15 protein-coding genes are annotated in these 14,876 nt (G+C 72.2%); 2 read left to right on the top strand and 13 right to left on the bottom strand.

All coding sequences use genetic code 11. The annotated features are described in order from the left end of the window. Nucleotides 1-5: 5 nt before the first annotated feature. The gene (locus Q1V71_RS19865; RefSeq protein ID WP_300646198.1) at nucleotides 6-662 is read left to right on the top strand and encodes an NAD(P)H-binding protein; all 657 of its coding nucleotides are present in this window, start codon (nucleotides 6-8) and stop codon (nucleotides 660-662) included. A 69-nt stretch (nucleotides 663-731) separates the two neighbouring features. Here the strand turns inward: Q1V71_RS19865 and Q1V71_RS19860 are convergent, their stop codons facing one another. From Q1V71_RS19860 to dop, 13 genes are all read right to left on the bottom strand, one after another. Further along, nucleotides 732-3,536, bottom strand: a complete 2,805-nt coding sequence (locus Q1V71_RS19860; RefSeq protein WP_300646197.1) for a DEAD/DEAH box helicase — start codon at nucleotides 3,534-3,536, stop codon at nucleotides 732-734. 9 nt (nucleotides 3,537-3,545) lie between these two features. Then, on the bottom strand, nucleotides 3,546-4,445 hold the full coding sequence (locus Q1V71_RS19855; protein WP_300646195.1) for a diacylglycerol kinase family protein: 900 nt from the start codon (nucleotides 4,443-4,445) through the stop codon (nucleotides 3,546-3,548). A gap of 37 nt (nucleotides 4,446-4,482) precedes the next feature. Then, nucleotides 4,483-4,929, bottom strand: a complete 447-nt coding sequence (locus Q1V71_RS19850; RefSeq protein WP_300646194.1) for a hypothetical protein — start codon at nucleotides 4,927-4,929, stop codon at nucleotides 4,483-4,485. 10 nt (nucleotides 4,930-4,939) lie between these two features. Next, entirely contained in the window at nucleotides 4,940-5,770 is an 831-nt protein-coding gene (tatC, locus tag Q1V71_RS19845; RefSeq protein WP_300646192.1) for a twin-arginine translocase subunit TatC, read from the bottom strand. Between the two features lie 15 nt (nucleotides 5,771-5,785). Continuing rightward, nucleotides 5,786-6,061, bottom strand: coding sequence for a Sec-independent protein translocase subunit TatA (locus Q1V71_RS19840; RefSeq protein WP_300646189.1), 276 nt, complete (start codon nucleotides 6,059-6,061; stop codon nucleotides 5,786-5,788). Nucleotides 6,062-6,117: 56 nt separating this feature from the next. Further along, nucleotides 6,118-7,167, bottom strand: coding sequence for a YafY family protein (locus tag Q1V71_RS19835; protein ID WP_300646187.1), 1,050 nt, complete (start codon nucleotides 7,165-7,167; stop codon nucleotides 6,118-6,120). Further along, nucleotides 7,164-8,135 (bottom strand): YafY family protein, encoded by a 972-nt coding sequence (locus tag Q1V71_RS19830; protein ID WP_300646185.1) that lies wholly within the window; start codon nucleotides 8,133-8,135, stop codon nucleotides 7,164-7,166. The genes Q1V71_RS19835 and Q1V71_RS19830 overlap by 4 nt, the downstream gene beginning before the upstream one ends. A gap of 7 nt (nucleotides 8,136-8,142) precedes the next feature. Next, nucleotides 8,143-9,231, bottom strand: coding sequence for an FKBP-type peptidyl-prolyl cis-trans isomerase (locus Q1V71_RS19825; RefSeq protein WP_300646182.1), 1,089 nt, complete (start codon nucleotides 9,229-9,231; stop codon nucleotides 8,143-8,145). Nucleotides 9,232-9,274: 43 nt separating this feature from the next. Further along, entirely contained in the window at nucleotides 9,275-10,636 is a 1,362-nt protein-coding gene (gene pafA / locus Q1V71_RS19820) for a Pup--protein ligase (RefSeq protein ID WP_300646180.1), read from the bottom strand. 77 nt (nucleotides 10,637-10,713) lie between these two features. Then, the gene (prcA, locus tag Q1V71_RS19815; RefSeq protein WP_300646178.1) at nucleotides 10,714-11,523 is read right to left on the bottom strand and encodes a proteasome subunit alpha; all 810 of its coding nucleotides are present in this window, start codon (nucleotides 11,521-11,523) and stop codon (nucleotides 10,714-10,716) included. Further along, on the bottom strand, nucleotides 11,520-12,380 hold the full coding sequence (gene prcB / locus Q1V71_RS19810) for a proteasome subunit beta (protein ID WP_300646176.1): 861 nt from the start codon (nucleotides 12,378-12,380) through the stop codon (nucleotides 11,520-11,522). Before prcB ends, prcA begins: the two co-directional genes overlap by 4 nt. A gap of 49 nt (nucleotides 12,381-12,429) precedes the next feature. Then, a complete protein-coding gene (locus tag Q1V71_RS19805) occupies nucleotides 12,430-12,627 on the bottom strand; it encodes a ubiquitin-like protein Pup (RefSeq protein ID WP_300646175.1) in 198 nt (65 codons plus the stop codon). Between the two features lie 51 nt (nucleotides 12,628-12,678). Continuing rightward, nucleotides 12,679-14,187, bottom strand: coding sequence for a depupylase/deamidase Dop (gene dop / locus Q1V71_RS19800; protein ID WP_300646173.1), 1,509 nt, complete (start codon nucleotides 14,185-14,187; stop codon nucleotides 12,679-12,681). Between the two features lie 38 nt (nucleotides 14,188-14,225). On the opposite strand from dop, the gene Q1V71_RS19795 reads away from it, so the two are divergent. Further along, entirely contained in the window at nucleotides 14,226-14,861 is a 636-nt protein-coding gene (locus Q1V71_RS19795; RefSeq protein ID WP_300646172.1) for a class I SAM-dependent methyltransferase, read from the top strand. Nucleotides 14,862-14,876 lie beyond the last annotated feature (15 nt).

Genomic DNA, 14,876 nt, shown 5'->3' with positions numbered 1-14,876 from the left:
GGAGCATGACTCGGATCGCTGTTGTCGGGGGCCACGGACAGGTGGCCAAGCACTTCCTCGCCGCGCTGCGCGGCTCGGAGCACACCCCGGTCGCCCTGGTGCGGCGCGAGGAGTACCGCGAGGAGCTCGAGGGCCTCGGGGCGGAGGTGCGGATGCTGGACATCGAGGCCCAGGACGCCGCGGGCTTCGCCGCGGCCTTCGAGGGCTGCGAGGCGGTGGTCTTCGCCGCGGGCGGCGGTGCCGACGGCGACGTCGAGCGCAAGCGCACCGTGGACCTCGAGGGCTCGCTGAAGTCGATCGACGGGGCACGACAGGCCGGCATCCGACGCTTCGTGCAGGTCTCGGCCATCGGCGTGGACAACCCGGTCCCCGAGGACACCGAGCCGGTGTGGCGCGCCTACGTCGAGGCCAAGCGCGACGCCGACGCCGCGCTGCGCGACTCCGGTCTGGACTGGACGATCATCCGGCCCGGCCGGCTCACCGACGACCCCGCCCGGGACGCGGTGACGCTGGCCGAGGAGGTCGAGCCGGGTGAGATCAGCCGGGCCGACGTGGCCGCCGTCCTGGCCGCCGTCCTCGACGAGCCCGCCACCATCGGCCGACAGCTCGACCTGGTCAACGGCACCGAGCGCGTCGCGGACGCCGTCGCCGGCCTCGGCTGAGACGTTCCTCGCCGAGCCGGCGCATCTTTCCGGAAGAACGCGCCGGCTCGGCACCCCGGACACGGTCGGCTACTCGGCGAGTCCGGACATCGCGACGACGCCGCGGCGAAGACGGTCGACGACCTCGCGGGCGGTGTGGCGCAGCGGGGAGTCGCCGGCCGCGTCGGCGACCTGGCCGGCGAGGTCGAGCAGCTGCTTCATCCAGCGCACGAAGTCGCCTGCCGACAGCTCGGTCTCGGCCAGCACCTCGTCGAGGTCGTCGCCCTCGCACCACTTGTAGGCGACCCAGGCGAATCCGAGGTCGGGCTGACGCAGGAAGTCGAGCCGGTTCTCCTTCTCCAGCCGGTCCAGCTCGCCCCACAGCCGGATCGTCGCGCCGATGGCCTCCTTGGTGGGACCGCCCGGCACCCGCGGGGCGCGGGCGTCGTCGGGGCGGCGCGCCTCGAAGCACAGCGTCGACAGGGCGGCGGCCAGGCCGGGGGCGTCCAGGCCGTCCCAGACGCCGCGACGGATGCACTCGGCCGCGACCAGGTCGAGCTCGGAGTAGAGCCGGCGCAGGTGCTGGCCCTCGGCGGTGACGGTCGCGTCGTCCCCGTCGGGCGTGAGGTAGCCCAGCGAGGTCAGCACGTCGCAGACCCGGTCGAACTGGCGGGCCACGGTGTTGGTGCGGTTCTCCACACGACGGCGCAGGGTGGCGGCGTCCTTGTCGAGCTTGTGCCAGCGCTCCGCCCACCGGGCGTGGTCCTCGCGGTCGGGGCAGCCGTGGCAGGGGTGCGCCTTGAGCCGACGCCGGAGGTCGGCGACTTCCTGCTCCCAGGCCGACGGTTGGGCCGTACGACGGGCCGGACCGCCCTTGCGCGGCGGGAGGTCCCGGGTGCGGTCGCGGAGCTGGGCGGCCAGGTCGCGGCGCATCTGGGCGTTGCGGGGGTTGAACGTCTTGGGCACCCGCAACCGGGTGAGCGACTCGACCGGGGTCGGGAAGTCGATCATGGCCAGGCGGCGGGCCTGCCGCTCGAGGGTGACGACGTAGGGGCGCGGCCCCTCGGGTGACCAGCCGGGGTCGATGACGACGGCGTACCCGCTGAACTTGCCGGTCGGGACCTCGATGACGTCGCCGGGCTTGAGGTGCTTCAGCGAGGCGATGGCCTCCTGACGCTGGTCCTCCTTGCGCTGACGACTGGCGCCCTTCTCGACCTGGCTGATCCGGCGCCGCAGTTCGGCGTACTCCAGGAAGTCGCCCTGGTCGCAGGTCGCGGCCTCGGCGTACCCGTCGAGCGCCTCCTCGGCCTTGCGCAGCTGCCGGGCCAGCCCGACCACGGCCTTGTCGGCCTGGAACTGGGCGAAGGACTGCTCCAGCAGCTCGCGCGCGACGACCCGGCCGAACTGGTCGACGAGGTTGACCGCCATGTTGTAGCTGGGGCGGAAGGAGGAGCGGAGCGGGTAGGTGCGGGTCGAGGCGAGGCCGGCGAGCTCGCGCGGGTCCGTCCCGGGCTGCCACATCACGACGCCGTGGCCCTCGGTGTCGAGACCACGGCGGCCCGCGCGACCCGTGAGCTGGGTGTACTCCCCCGGCGTGATGTCGGCGTGCGTCTCGCCGTTCCACTTCGACAGCTTCTCGATGACGACGGTGCGCGCGGGCATGTTGATGCCGAGCGCCAGGGTCTCGGTCGCGAAGACGACCTTGCACAGGCCGCGGACGTAGAGCTCCTCGACGATCTGCTTGAACGCCGGCAGCATGCCCGCGTGGTGGGCCGCGATGCCGCGGGTCAGGCCGTCGAGGAAGTCGTGGTAGCCCAGGACGTGCAGGTCCTCGCGCGAGAGGTGCTTGGTGGCGTCCTCGACGACGGCGAAGACCTCGTCGCGCTCCTCGGGGGAGTTCAGCCGGATGCCCGCGGCCAGGCACTGGGTGACGGCGGCGTCGCAGCCGACCCGGCTGAAGACGAAGACGATCGCCGGCAGCAGGCCGTCGCGCTCGAGCCGGTCGATGACCTCGGGGCGGCTGGCGACCCAGACGCGGCGGCCGTTGCCCGACTGGGCGGCCGGTCGCCGCGGTCCCTTGCGGTCGCGCGGGCTGCGCCGGTCACGGATCCGCGAGGCGGCCCAGTCGTCGCGGGCGACCTTGAGCAGCTCCTCGTTGACCGGGGCTCCCTCCTTGACGAAGCCGGCGGCGGCGTCGACGTCGGAGGAGGCGAAGAGGTCCAGCAGCCGCCGGCCGACCATGACGTGCTGGAAGAGCGGCACCGGCCGACGCTCCTCCACGATGGTCGAGGTGTCGCCGCGCACGGTCTCCAGCCACTCGCCGAACTCCTCGGCGTTGGAGACCGTGGCCGACAGGGCGACCAGGCCCACCGACTCCGGCAGGTGGATGATCACCTCCTCCCACACCGCGCCGCGGCTGCGGTCGGCGAGGTAGTGCACCTCGTCCATCACCACGAAGCCGAGCCGGTCCAGGGTCCGGGAGCCGGCGTAGAGCATGTTGCGCAGGACCTCGGTGGTCATGACGACCACCGAGGCCTCCCCGTTCACGGTGTTGTCGCCGGTCAGCAGCCCGACCTCGTCGGGGCCGTAGCGGGCCACCAGGTCGGCGTACTTCTGGTTCGACAGCGCCTTGATCGGGGTCGTGTAGAAGGCCTTGCGGCCCTGGGAGAGCGCGAGGTGGATGGCGAACTCCCCCACCACCGTCTTGCCCGAGCCGGTCGGCGCCGCGACGAGCACGCCGCGGCCGTCCTCGATGTCCTTGCAGGCCTGGATCTGGAACTCGTCCAGCGGGAAGCGGTAGAGCTCGCGGAAGTCGGCGAGGACCGGGTGCTCCTGGGCGCGCCGGAACCGCGCGTAGCGCTCGGCGGGGGTCGGCTCGTCGACGGGGTGGCTCACGCCCCCAACCTACGGGGCCGTGGTGGGCGGGCGCGCGAGGACCTGCAGGGCGCCCGGCACGCACTCGACGGTGAGCGGCAGCGCACCGAAGCGCTCGCCGTCGGCGTACGTCGTGATGCCGGGCGCGGCGATGCTGACCTGTCGCACGCGGTGGTGCTGGTAGGCCGGGTGCGTGGTGTGGGTGCCGGTGAAGAGCCGGGGGTAGGTGCGCACGAGCTCGAGCTTGCTCATCGGTCCGATGACCACCACGTCGAGCAGCCCGTCGTCGAGGACGGCGCCCTCGGTCATCCGCAGGCCCCCGCCGTACGACGGGCCGTTGCCGACCGCGACCATCATCGCCTCGAGCGTGACCTGCTCGCCGTCGAGGTCGAGGGTGTAGGTGATCGGGGTGAAGGTGCGCAGCGCCGCGACCGTCGCGATGTTGTAGCGCATCTGGCCGCGCGGACGGGTCATCGCGTTGGCCCGCTCGTTGACCACCGCGTCGAAGCCGGCGGCCAGCACCGTGACGAACCACCGGTCTCCGGACCGGGCCAGGTCGATGGTGCGTCGACGTCCCGACCGGAGAGCCTCGAGGGCGAGGTACGTGGCCTCGGCCGGGTCGCGGCGCGGCAGGTCGAGGTAGCGCGCGACGTCGTTCCCCGTCCCAGCAGGTACGACGCCGAGCGCCGTCCCGGTACCGGCCAGCGCCTGCACGGCCAGGTGCACCAGCCCGTCGCCGCCGCAGACCAGCAGCGCGTCAACCCCGGGGGCTGCGTCCTGCACCAGCGCGGCGGCCTCCGCGCCGTCGCGCCCCACGAGGTCGAGCACCTCGAGGTCGGTGCCGCGCAACACGTCGAGGGCCGCGGCCCGACCGCGCGCGCCGCGGCCCTTGCCGGAGGTCGGGTTGGTCAGCAGCGCGACGCGGGTCACGAGGTCGAAACTAGCGGTCCTCGGCCCGGATCGAGGCTCAGCGACCCCGGCGGCTCGCCGCGCGCTCCTCGCCGATCCGCAGCAGGACGCTCCAGTCGTCGGCGGAGGCGCCCACGGCCTTGGACAGCCGCGCCACCGCGTCGAGCACGCGCCCCGCGGTCATGTCGCGGCCCGGGATGGCCAGGGTGAGCCGGCCCTCCGGTTCATCGGGCGCCGTCGGCCGCACGCAGAGCACCTGGCCGTGGCGCCAGGCCTGGTGGGCGCGGGTGCGGGTGGCGTCGTCGACCACCGGCACCGGGAACGCCTCGTCGACCGCCAGCAGGTCGCAGGCGAGGTCCGGGTGCCCGGCGCCGTACAGCAGGCCGGAGACGAGGTGCCCCGAGCGCAGCCCGGACTCCGAGGTCCAGGTGACCTCGCCCGTCCCCAGCCACTCGGGCAGGTCGAACGGGTCGACCTCGCCGAGGTGCGGGGGTGCGCCGCTCACAGGACGGGCCTCACAGGACGGAGGCCTCGTCGGGCGAGAGCCCGGCGAACGGCTTGTTCCGCTCCTTGCGCCGGTCGTTGAAGCGCGCGATGACCTCCGCGATGAAGAACAGCACCACCATCGGGACCGCCATGAAGGTCATGGTGAACGGGTCGGCCGAGGGGGTGGCGATCGCGGCGAAGACGAACAGCCCGATCACGATCCAGGGGCGGTGGTCGGCCAGCTGTTGGCCCTTGACGACACCGGCGAAGTTGAGCAACACCACGAACAGCGGGATCTCGAAGGCGATGCCGAAGACGAGCAGGGTGCGGGTGAAGAACTGCAGGTAGCCCTGGAACTCCAGGATGTTGGTGATGCCGTCGGGGTTGAAGCCGATGAGGATCTCCAGGCCCTTGGGCAGCGTGACGTAGCCCAGCCAGATGCCGACCGCGAACAGCGGCGTCGCCACGGCAGCGAAGATCCGCGTCCACTTCTTCTCGTGCGGGTGCAGCCCCGGCATGATGAACGCCCAGATCTGGTAGAGCCAGACCGGCGCCGTCACCACGAGCGCGGCGAAGCCGCAGAGCTTGAGGTAGAGCATGAGGCCGCCGCCGGCACCGCTGGTCGTGGCCAGCGTCTCCTGGTCGGGGAGCCGCTCGACGGCGGTCTGGTAGGGGCCGTAGACGAGGTCGAAGAGCTGGTCGAAGAAGAGCAGCGAGACCACGAGGGCGAGTACGACCGTGAGGGCGACCTTGAGGATGCGGGCGCGCAGCTCGCGCAGGTGGTCGCTCAGGGCCATCCGCCCGTCGGGGCCGACGGGGTGGTGGGGCTTGCCGACGAAGAGGCCGACGACGCCCGCCATGCGGGCCATCCGGGCCTAGCCGCGCTGGTCGGGGTGGGGCTCGCCGACGATCGGCGAGTCCGACTTGGTCTCCTCGGCCAGCGAGGTCGGCGGCAGCTCGGCGGGAGCGGCGGGGCCCTCGTCGTCCTTGTCGTCGTCGCGCAGACCCTTGGTCTCGGCCTTGAAGATCCGCAGCGCCTGACCGGTGCCGCGGGCGAGCTCGGGCAGCTTGGCCGCACCGAAGACGAGGATCACGATCGCGAGGATGATGAGCCACTCGTAGCCACCGGGCATTCCGATCAGCGGGAACATAGAGGCACTGCCTTCTTCTCGGGGAGCCGGTCCCGTCGGGCCGACAGGATCTTCGTTCAGTCTACGTGTTGTTCGGAGTAGAGGCCGAGAGCGGATCGGGCTGCGGCGCGGAAAGAATCGGTGAACTCCGCAGGACGCACGACGCTGGCGTGCGGAGCGAGCCGGAGCAGCAGCCGGTTGAGCCAGCGCACGTCGGCGACCCGCAGGTCGACCTCGAGGCGCTCGTCGGAGACCTCCCGGGTCGCGAGGACCGGGTAGTAGTCGACCACCCAGCGCGCCTGGCGGTCCAGCAGCAGCGTCACCAGCACGGTCTCGTCGTCGCCCAGGAGCCCGCCGTCGAGGTCGCGGGGCGCAGGGGGCTCGGTGGCGACGGGGGTGTCCAGCACCTCGGCCTCGGTGACCCGGTCCAGCCGGAAGAGCCGCGGAGCGCCCGCGCGGTGGCACCAGGCGTCGAGGTAGGCGTACCCCTGACCCGCTCGTCCCCCGTCCTGCGCGCGCACGACCCGGTGCGGGTCGACGACCCGCTCGGTCTCCTCGTCGCGGCTGGGCACGACGTAGCGCAGGCGCACCTGGCGCCCGGCGTCGGCGGCCTCCTGCAGTCGGCGCGCCAGCAGGGCCACGTCGGCGTCCTCGACGCCCTGGCCAGGGTCGATCTGGGCGACGCCACCGTGGGCCGCGGCGGCCTCGAGCTTGGCCAGCGCACGGTCGAGCACCTCCCGGGTGCCGTGCGTCGTGCCCGCGCTGTTGCGCAGGGCGCGCAGGGCGACGATGACCGCGCTGGCCTCGGTGGGCGTCAGGCGCAGCGGCCGGGCCAGGTAGTCGGCGTTCGAGACTCGGATGACCCCGTCGCCCTCGGGCTCCTCGAGCGCGTCGAGGTCGACGTCGATCAGGTCGTCGGGGTAGCCGCCGGGCAGGCCGCACATGAGTAGGACCTTGAGGTCCTTGAGCAGCTGCTTGGGGGTGGTCCCCAGGGTGCGGGCGGCCTCGTCGAGGTGCACGGTCCCGCGGGCGTGGAGGTAGGGCACGAGCATGAGCAGGCGCGCCACCTGGTCGCGCGCCCCGGGGCCGGGTGCGGGGGCGGCGGTGGTCGGTCCGGCGGGGCTCATGCGGACTCCCCCACGACGGCCTGGAGACGGCGTACGACCTCCGAGCGGAGGGTGGCCGGCTCCTCCACGAGGACCGCGTCGCCGTGGGTCAGGACCTCCTCGACCAGGCCCTGGGACTCCCGGGTCACGCGGACGCGGTCCCAGCGGGTGCGGTCGTCGGGGCCGGGGACGTCCTCCTCGATGCTGTCGGCGCCACGGCGCAGCAGCACGCCGGCCCCGCGTCGCACGAGCAGCGAGGCCTGCTGGTGCACGGGCTGGGGCGCGAGCCGTCGGGCGAGCGCCGAGACGTCAGTGCCCGGCGGCACGTCGTACGCCGCGGGCGGACCGTCGGGGCGCGCCTCGCCCTGCACGCGGGAGAGCCGGAAGACCCGCTCCTCGCCGCGGTCGGTGTCGAGGCCCACGACGTACCAGCGACCGGCGTAGCGGGTGACGCCCCAGGGCTGCAGGTGCCGGGTGGTCGTCTCGGTGCCCTGGGCGGTGCGGTAGTCGAAGGCCACCGGACGGCGCTCCTGCACGGCTTCCCAGAAGACGTCGAAGGCGGGCTCCTCGGCGGCCAGCCGCGGCTCGACGATGTCGAGCGCCGCGGTGTCGACCGGCACCCCGAGGGCGGTGAGCTTGCGGACCGCGTCGGTGGTGGCCTCGGCGAGCTTGGCGTGCTGCCACACGCGCGTGGCCAGGCCGATCACCGACGCCTCGTCGGGGGTGAGGTCGATGTCCGGCAGCGCCAGGTCGTCGGGACGGATGCGGTAGCCCGGCTCGTCGTCGAAGTAGGCGTCGATCTGTCCGATCTCGACCGGCACCCCGAGGCTGCGCAGCTCGTCCTTGTCGCGCTCGAACATCTTCTCGAACGCCTCGTCGGAGGAACCGGGGTAGATCATCTCCCGGATGCGCCCCTTGGGCACGTAGTGCCGCTGGACGAGCAGCATGATGAGCAGGTTCATCAGCCGCTCGCTCTTGCGGACGCTCATCTGCGGGTCAGGACTCCTCGTCCGAGGGGCCCTCGCTGACCGCCGGCGACGGGGTCGCGTCGTCGGTCGGCGACACCTCGGCCGACGGGCTGCCGGACGGGGCGGCCGACGGGCTGGCCGACGGCGACTCCTCCTCGGCGGGCTCCGGGGCGACCGGCTCGGGAGCGCGGCCCAGGACGTCGATGATGAAGTAGATCGTGTCGGTGCCGCTGATCTTGGCGCCCTCGTTGCCCTCGGGGCCGTAGCCCAGGCGCGGCGGGACGGCGATGACGACCCGGCTGCCGACGGTCTTGCCGACCAGCGCCTGCTGCCAGCCCTCGACCACGCCGGAGAGGCTCTGCACGAGCGGCTGGCCGTCGAAGCTGGTGTCGAAGGGCTTGGGCTTGGCGTAGACCTGCCCGAGGTAGTCGACCATCACCACGTCGGAGGCCCTGATCTTCTCGCCGTCACCCTCGACCAGGGTCTGCACCTGGAGCTGGCCGGTGGGCTGCGGACGGCCCATGAAGCGCATCGCCTCGGGGCGGCCGTCCTCGCCGAGGACCAGGTCGGGGGCGAAGCCGGTGCCCTCCTCGACGAAGGGCTCCTCGATCGGGGTGGGGCCGAGCACGTCGACGACGATCAGCAGCGGGTCGGCGTTGGACACCCCGATGGCCGGGTTGCCGATCTCGCCGAAGACCTCCTCGGCGGAGACGCTGGTCACCACGCGCGAGCCCACGGTGGCGCCGACCACGGGGTCGGTCAGCGCCTCGGGGAGCTCGGCGTTGGCGAGGTCGAGCGCCTCGGGCAGCGCGGTGTACGTCGACAGCGCCTCGGACTGGTCGAACCCGTTGCCGATCCAGTAGTGCACCAGGGCGGTGCCGTCCTCGGGGATCTCGGGGCCGTCGCCGGTCACGAGCGTCTCGGACTCCGCGTCACCCGCGGTGTAGTCCTCGGGCCACTCCACGACCGGGGGCTCCCCGACCTCTCCGGTGACCTCCACCTCGGCCAGGCCCGCGCCGGAGCCGTCGTCCTCGTCCGAGCCGCAGGCGGCCAGGGTGGGCAGGAGCAGGGCGGGGGCGACCAGCAGGGCCAGCGGTCGGCGTACGCGTCGAGGCACCGGGACTCCTTCGGGAGGGCAGCAGAGCAACCGGAACCCTACGTCACATGCTGTCGATGAGCCGCTGCACCCGCTCGTCGTACGCGCGGAAGGGGTCCTTGCACAGGACGGTGCGCTGCGCCTGGTCGTTGAGCTTGAGGTGCACCCAGTCGACGGTGAAGTCGCGGCGACGCTCCTGGGCCTTGCGGATGAACTCCCCGCGCAGCCGGGCCCGGGTGTCCTGCGGCGGCACGGACTTGGCCTCGAATATCTTCAGGTCGCTGGTCACCCGGGTGACCAGCCCGCGCTTCTCGAGCAGGTAGTAGAGGCCGCGGCCGCGGTGGATGTCGTGGTAGGCCAAGTTGAGCTGGGCGATCCGCGCGTGGCCCAGGGGCAGGCCGTGCTTGGCGCGGTAGGCGTCGATCAGCTTCCACTTGATGACCCAGTCGATCTCCTTGTCGACCAGGCCGAGGTCATCGGACTCCACGGCCTTCAGCCCGCGCTCCCACAGGTCCAGTGCCTGCTCGATGACCGGGGTGGAGATCTGGCGGCGGTCCACGAAGTCGCGGGCCTTGGCGAGGTACTCGCTCTGGATCTCCAGCGCGCTGGCCTCGCGACCGTTGGCCAGTCGGACCTTGCGGCGACCGGTCGTGTCGTGGCTGATCTCGCGGATGGCGCGGATGGGGTTCTCCATGGTGAGGTCGCGCATCACCACGCCCTCCTCGATCATCCGCAGCACCAGGTCGGCGGAGGCGACCTTGAGCAACGTGGTCGTCTCGCTCATGTTGGAGTCGCCGACGATCACGTGCAGGCGGCGGTACTTCTCGGCGTCGGCGTGCGGCTCGTCGCGGGTGTTGATGATCGGGCGGCTGCGCGTGGTGGCGCTGCTGACGCCCTCCCAGATGTGCTCGGCGCGCTGGCTGACGCTGTAGCCGGCGCCGCGCGGGGTCTGGGTGACCTTGCCGGCGCCGACGACGATCTGCCGGGTCACCAGGAACGGGATGAGGACGTCGGCGAGCTTGCTGAACTCGCCGTTGCGCGAGACGAGGTAGTTCTCGTGGCAGCCGTAGGAGTTGCCGGCGGAGTCGGTGTTGTTCTTGAACAGGTAGATCTCACCGGCGATGCCCTCGTCGTGCAGCCGCTGCTCGGCGTCGAGCAGCAGGCCCTCGAGGATCCGCTCCCCCGCCTTGTCGTGGGTGACGAGGTCGACGATGTCGTCGCACTCGGGCGTGGCGTACTCCGGGTGGCTGCCCACGTCGAGGTAGAGCCGCGCTCCGTTGCGCAGGAAGACGTTGCTGCTGCGGCCCCAGCTCACGACCTTGCGGAAGAGGTAGCGCGCCACCTCGTCTGGGCTGAGCCGGCGCTGGCCCTTGAACGTGCACGTGACGCCGTACTCGTTCTCGATCCCGAAGATCCGACGGTCCATGCCAGAACACTACGGGTCGGGCGGTCGCCCCGGACGCGTTTGGCGCCCGGGGCGACCCGTGCCGTCAGGTGCCGGTGTCAGCCGGGCGGGGCCACCGGCGGCTCGTCGCCGCCGGGCTGCGCGGGGGGTACGCCGTCAGGTGCCGTCGCGGGTGCCGTCGCGGGTGCCTCGGCCGTGGCCGGGGACGGCTCGCGCGGGCCGAGCACGGTCTCGAGCCGCTCGGGCCGGAGCCGGGCGAACTTGCGTGGCTGCACCCGGGTGCGGTCGAGCACCGCGACCTCGAGGTCCTCGGCCGGGATGACCCGGTCCTCGGACTCGGTGTGGCCCAGCGCCGCCACGGCCAGCCGCAGCGCCTGCTCGAGCGAGGAGCCCTCGGTGTAGTGGTCCTTCAGGTAGGCCGCGACGACCTCCGCCGCGCCACCCATGACGGCGTAGCCGTGCTCGTCGGCCACCTGCCCGTCGTAGGTGAGGCGGTAGATCTGGTCGTCGGCGGCGACCGCTCCGATCTCGGCGACGAAGATCTCGACCTCGTAGGGCTTCTCGCCACCGGAGGAGAAGATCGTGCCGAGGGTCTGGGCGTAGGCGTTGGCCAGGCCGCGACCGGTGACGTCGCGACGGTCGTAGGCGTAGCCGCGCATGTCGGCGAGCCGGACACCGGCGATGCGGAGGTTCTCGAACTCGTTGTAGCGCCCGACCGCGGCGAAGGCGATCCGGTCGTAGATCTCGGAGACCTTGTGCAGCGCCTGGGAAGGGTTCTCGGAGGCGAAGAGCACGCCGTCGGCGTACTGCACCGCCACGACCGAGCGGCCGCGCGCGATGCCCTTGCGCGCGAAGTCGGCCCGGTCCTTCATCAGCTGCTCGGGCGAGACGTAGAAGGGGGTGCTCATGCCTGACCTCCCTCGGTCCGACCCGGGTTGAGCGGGGCGTGCGGCCCGCCGGGTCGGGTCATCCGCCCGGCGACGACCTGCTCCGCGAGCTCGCCGACGACCTCCTGGGTCAGCCGCTGCCCGCCGTCGGCGGTGATGACGTGGACGATGGGGAAGATCCGTCGGGTGACGTCCGGGCCACCCGTGGCGGAGTCGTCGTCGGCGGCGTCGTAGAGCGCCTCGAGGGCCACGGTGACCGCGTCGTCCTGCGAGAGGTCCGCGCGGTAGAGCTTCTTCAGCGAGCCGCGGGCGAAGAGCGAGCCGGAGCCGACGGCGTGGTAGCCGGTCTCCTCGTAGCGCCCGCCCGTGACGTCGTAGGAGAAGATCCGGCCGCCGACGCGGTCGTGGTCGTAGCCGGCGAAGAGCGGGACGACGGCCAGGCCCTGCATGGCCATCCCGAGGTTGCCCCGGATGATCGTGGAGAGCCGGTTGGCCTTGCCGTCGAGCGAGAGCGTGATGCCCTCGATCTTCTCGTAGTGCTCCAGCTCGGTCTGGAAGAGCCGCACGAGCTCGATGGCCAGGCCAGCGGTGCCGGCGATGCCGGCCGCGGAGAACTCGTCGGTCGGGAAGACCTTCTCGATGTCGCGGCTGGCGATGATGTTGCCCATCGTCGCGCGGCGGTCACCGGCCAGCAGCACGCCGCCCGGGAAGGTCACCGCGACGATCGTCGTGCCGTGCGGCGCGAGGTCGGCGGCGTTGCCCTGCGGCACCGTGCGACGCCCCGGCAGCAGGTCGGGAGCCTGGGCTGCGAGGAAGTCGCTGAACGAGGACGATCCGGGCTGGAGGAAGGACGCGGGGAGGCGCGGGTCGGTGCTCATTCGGGGTCCCTGTCGAAACCGGAGCGCAGCGAGGATTTCGATGGGGAAATCACTGTCCGCCCTTCTGGATGAAGGACTTCACGAAGTCCTCGGCGTTGGACTCCAGCACGTCGTCGATCTCGTCGAGGATGTCGTCGACCTCGCTGTCGAGGGCCTCCTTGCGCTCCGCGACGTCGGTCTCCGGGGCCGTCTCGACGGCCTCCTCGGTCTCGGAGTTGCGCCGCGGCTGCTTCTGCTCCTGTGCCATGCCTCGACCCTACTCACTCCTCCCCATTCGAGGCGGCAATCCGGCACGTGGTCAGCGGGTGAGCGCAATGAACAGCTCCTCGGCGCTGGTGCACCGGTCGAAGAGTTCCCCCACGTGGGCCTGGGAGCCCCTCAGCGGGTCGATCGTCGGCACGCGCTGCAGCGACTCGCGGCCGGGCAGGTCGAGGATGACGGAGTCCCAGGACGCCGCGGCGACGGCGTCGGGGAACTGCTCCAGGCAGCGGCCGCGGAAGTAGGCCCGGGTGTCGGTCGGGGGCTCGTGCATCGCGCGCTCCACGGACTCCTCGGCCAGCAGCCGCTCGATGCGGCCGGCCTGCACGAGCCGGTGGTAGAGCCCCTTCTCGGGGCGGATGTCGGAGTACTGCAGGTCGATGAGCTGGAGCTTGGCGTCGTCCCACTCCAGGCCGTCGCGCTGGCGGTACTGCTCGAGGAGCTTCAGCTTCGCCACCCAGTCCAGCTCGCCGGCCAGGGACATCGGGTCGCGCTCGAGCCGGTCCAGCACCGACTCCCACCGCGCGAGCACGTCGAGGGTCTGGTCGTCGGCGTCCGCGCCGTACCGGTCCTCGACGTACTTCCTGGCCAGGTCGAGGTACTCCAGCTGCAACTGGACCGCGGTGAGCTTGCGGCCGTCGCGCAGGGTGATCGCCTGGCGCAGCGTCGGGTCGTGGGAGACCGCCCGCAGCGCCGAGACCGGCCCGTCGACGGTGAGGTCGACGGAGATGAAGCGGTCCTCGATCATCGCCAGCACCAGCGACGTGGTGCCGACCTTGAGGTAGGTGGAGACCTCCGCGAGGTTGGCGTCGCCGATGATGACGTGGAGGCGGCGGTACTTCTCGGGGTCGGCGTGCGGCTCGTCGCGGGTGTTGATGATCGGACGCTTCAGCGTGGTCTCGAGGCCGACCTCGACCTCGAAGAAGTCCGCGCGCTGGCTGATCTGGTAGCCGTGGTCGCGGCCGTCCTGGCCGATGCCGACCCGGCCGGCGCCGCACACGACCTGGCGGCTGACGAAGAACGGCGTGAGGTGCTTGACGATGTCGGCGAACGGGGTGGACCGGCGCATGAGGTAGTTCTCGTGGGCGCCGTAGGAGGCGCCCTTGCCGTCGGTGTTGTTCTTGTACATCAGGATCGGCTGCCCGCCTGGCAGGGCCGCGGCCCGACGCTGCGCGTCGAGCATCACCTGCTCCCCCGCCTTGTCCCACCGCACGATGTCGAGCGGGGTGGTGACCTCGGGGGTGGAGAACTCCGGGTGCGCGTGGTCGACGTAGAGCCGCGCGCCGTTGGTGAGGATGACGTTGGCCAGGCCGAGGTCCTCGTCGGTCAGCTGGCTGGGGTCGGCGACCTGGCGGCTCATGTCGAACCCGCGGGCGTCGCGCAACGGCGACTCCTCCTCGAAGTCCCACCGCGCTCGGCGTGCCTTGAGGGTGGCCGAGGCGTAGGCGTTGACGACCTGCGAGGAGGCCACCATGGGGTTGGCGGTGGGCTGGCCCTGGACCGAGATGCCGTACTCGACCTCGGTCCCCATCACCCGGCGCACGCTCATGTGACCGAGCCTACGTGGAGCGGGACTACGGTGAGCCCGTGGCTGGCATCGGTGGGTGGTGGGAGCGGCACGTGGTGCCGCGGCTGGTGGAGAAGGCTCTCGGGTCCGGTGACGTACGCCGGGAGCGGGCCGCCGTGTGCGAGGGGCTCTCGGGCCGGGTGCTCGAGGTGGGCTTCGGCTCGGGCCTGAACCTGCCGCACCTGCCGGCCGGGGTCACCTCGCTCGACGCGGTCGAGCCGTCCGACCTGGGGTGGTCGATGTCCGCGCCTCGCCGCGACGCCGCACCCGTCCCGGTCTCCCGCGTGGGGCTCGACGGCCAGCACCTCGACGTCGAGGACGCGGCGTACGACGCGGTGCTGTGCACGTTCTCTCTCTGCACCATCCCCGACGCCGCCCTGGCCGCCCGGGAGATGGCGCGTGCCGTGCGCCCCGGCGGCACCGTGCACGTGCTGGAGCACGGCTGCTCCCCCGACCCGCGGGTCCGCCGCTGGCAGGCGCGGCTGGACCCGGTCGAGCGGGCCGTCGCCGGGGGCTGCCACCTCACCCGCGACCCCGTCGCCCTGGTGCGCGCTGCCGGCCTGGAGGTCGGCGAGGTCACGCAGCGCTACCTGCCCGGGCCGGCTGTCTCGCGGCCGTGGACGTACGGGTACCGGTTCGTCGCGCGCCGCCCCTGAGGGCGACGCGCGACG

This window comes from Nocardioides sp. (assembly GCF_030149505.1).
GTDB lineage: Bacteria > Actinomycetota > Actinomycetes > Propionibacteriales > Nocardioidaceae > Nocardioides.
The sequence above is the reverse complement of the archived record's forward strand: the minus strand, read 5'-3'. Positions and strand labels throughout refer to the sequence as shown.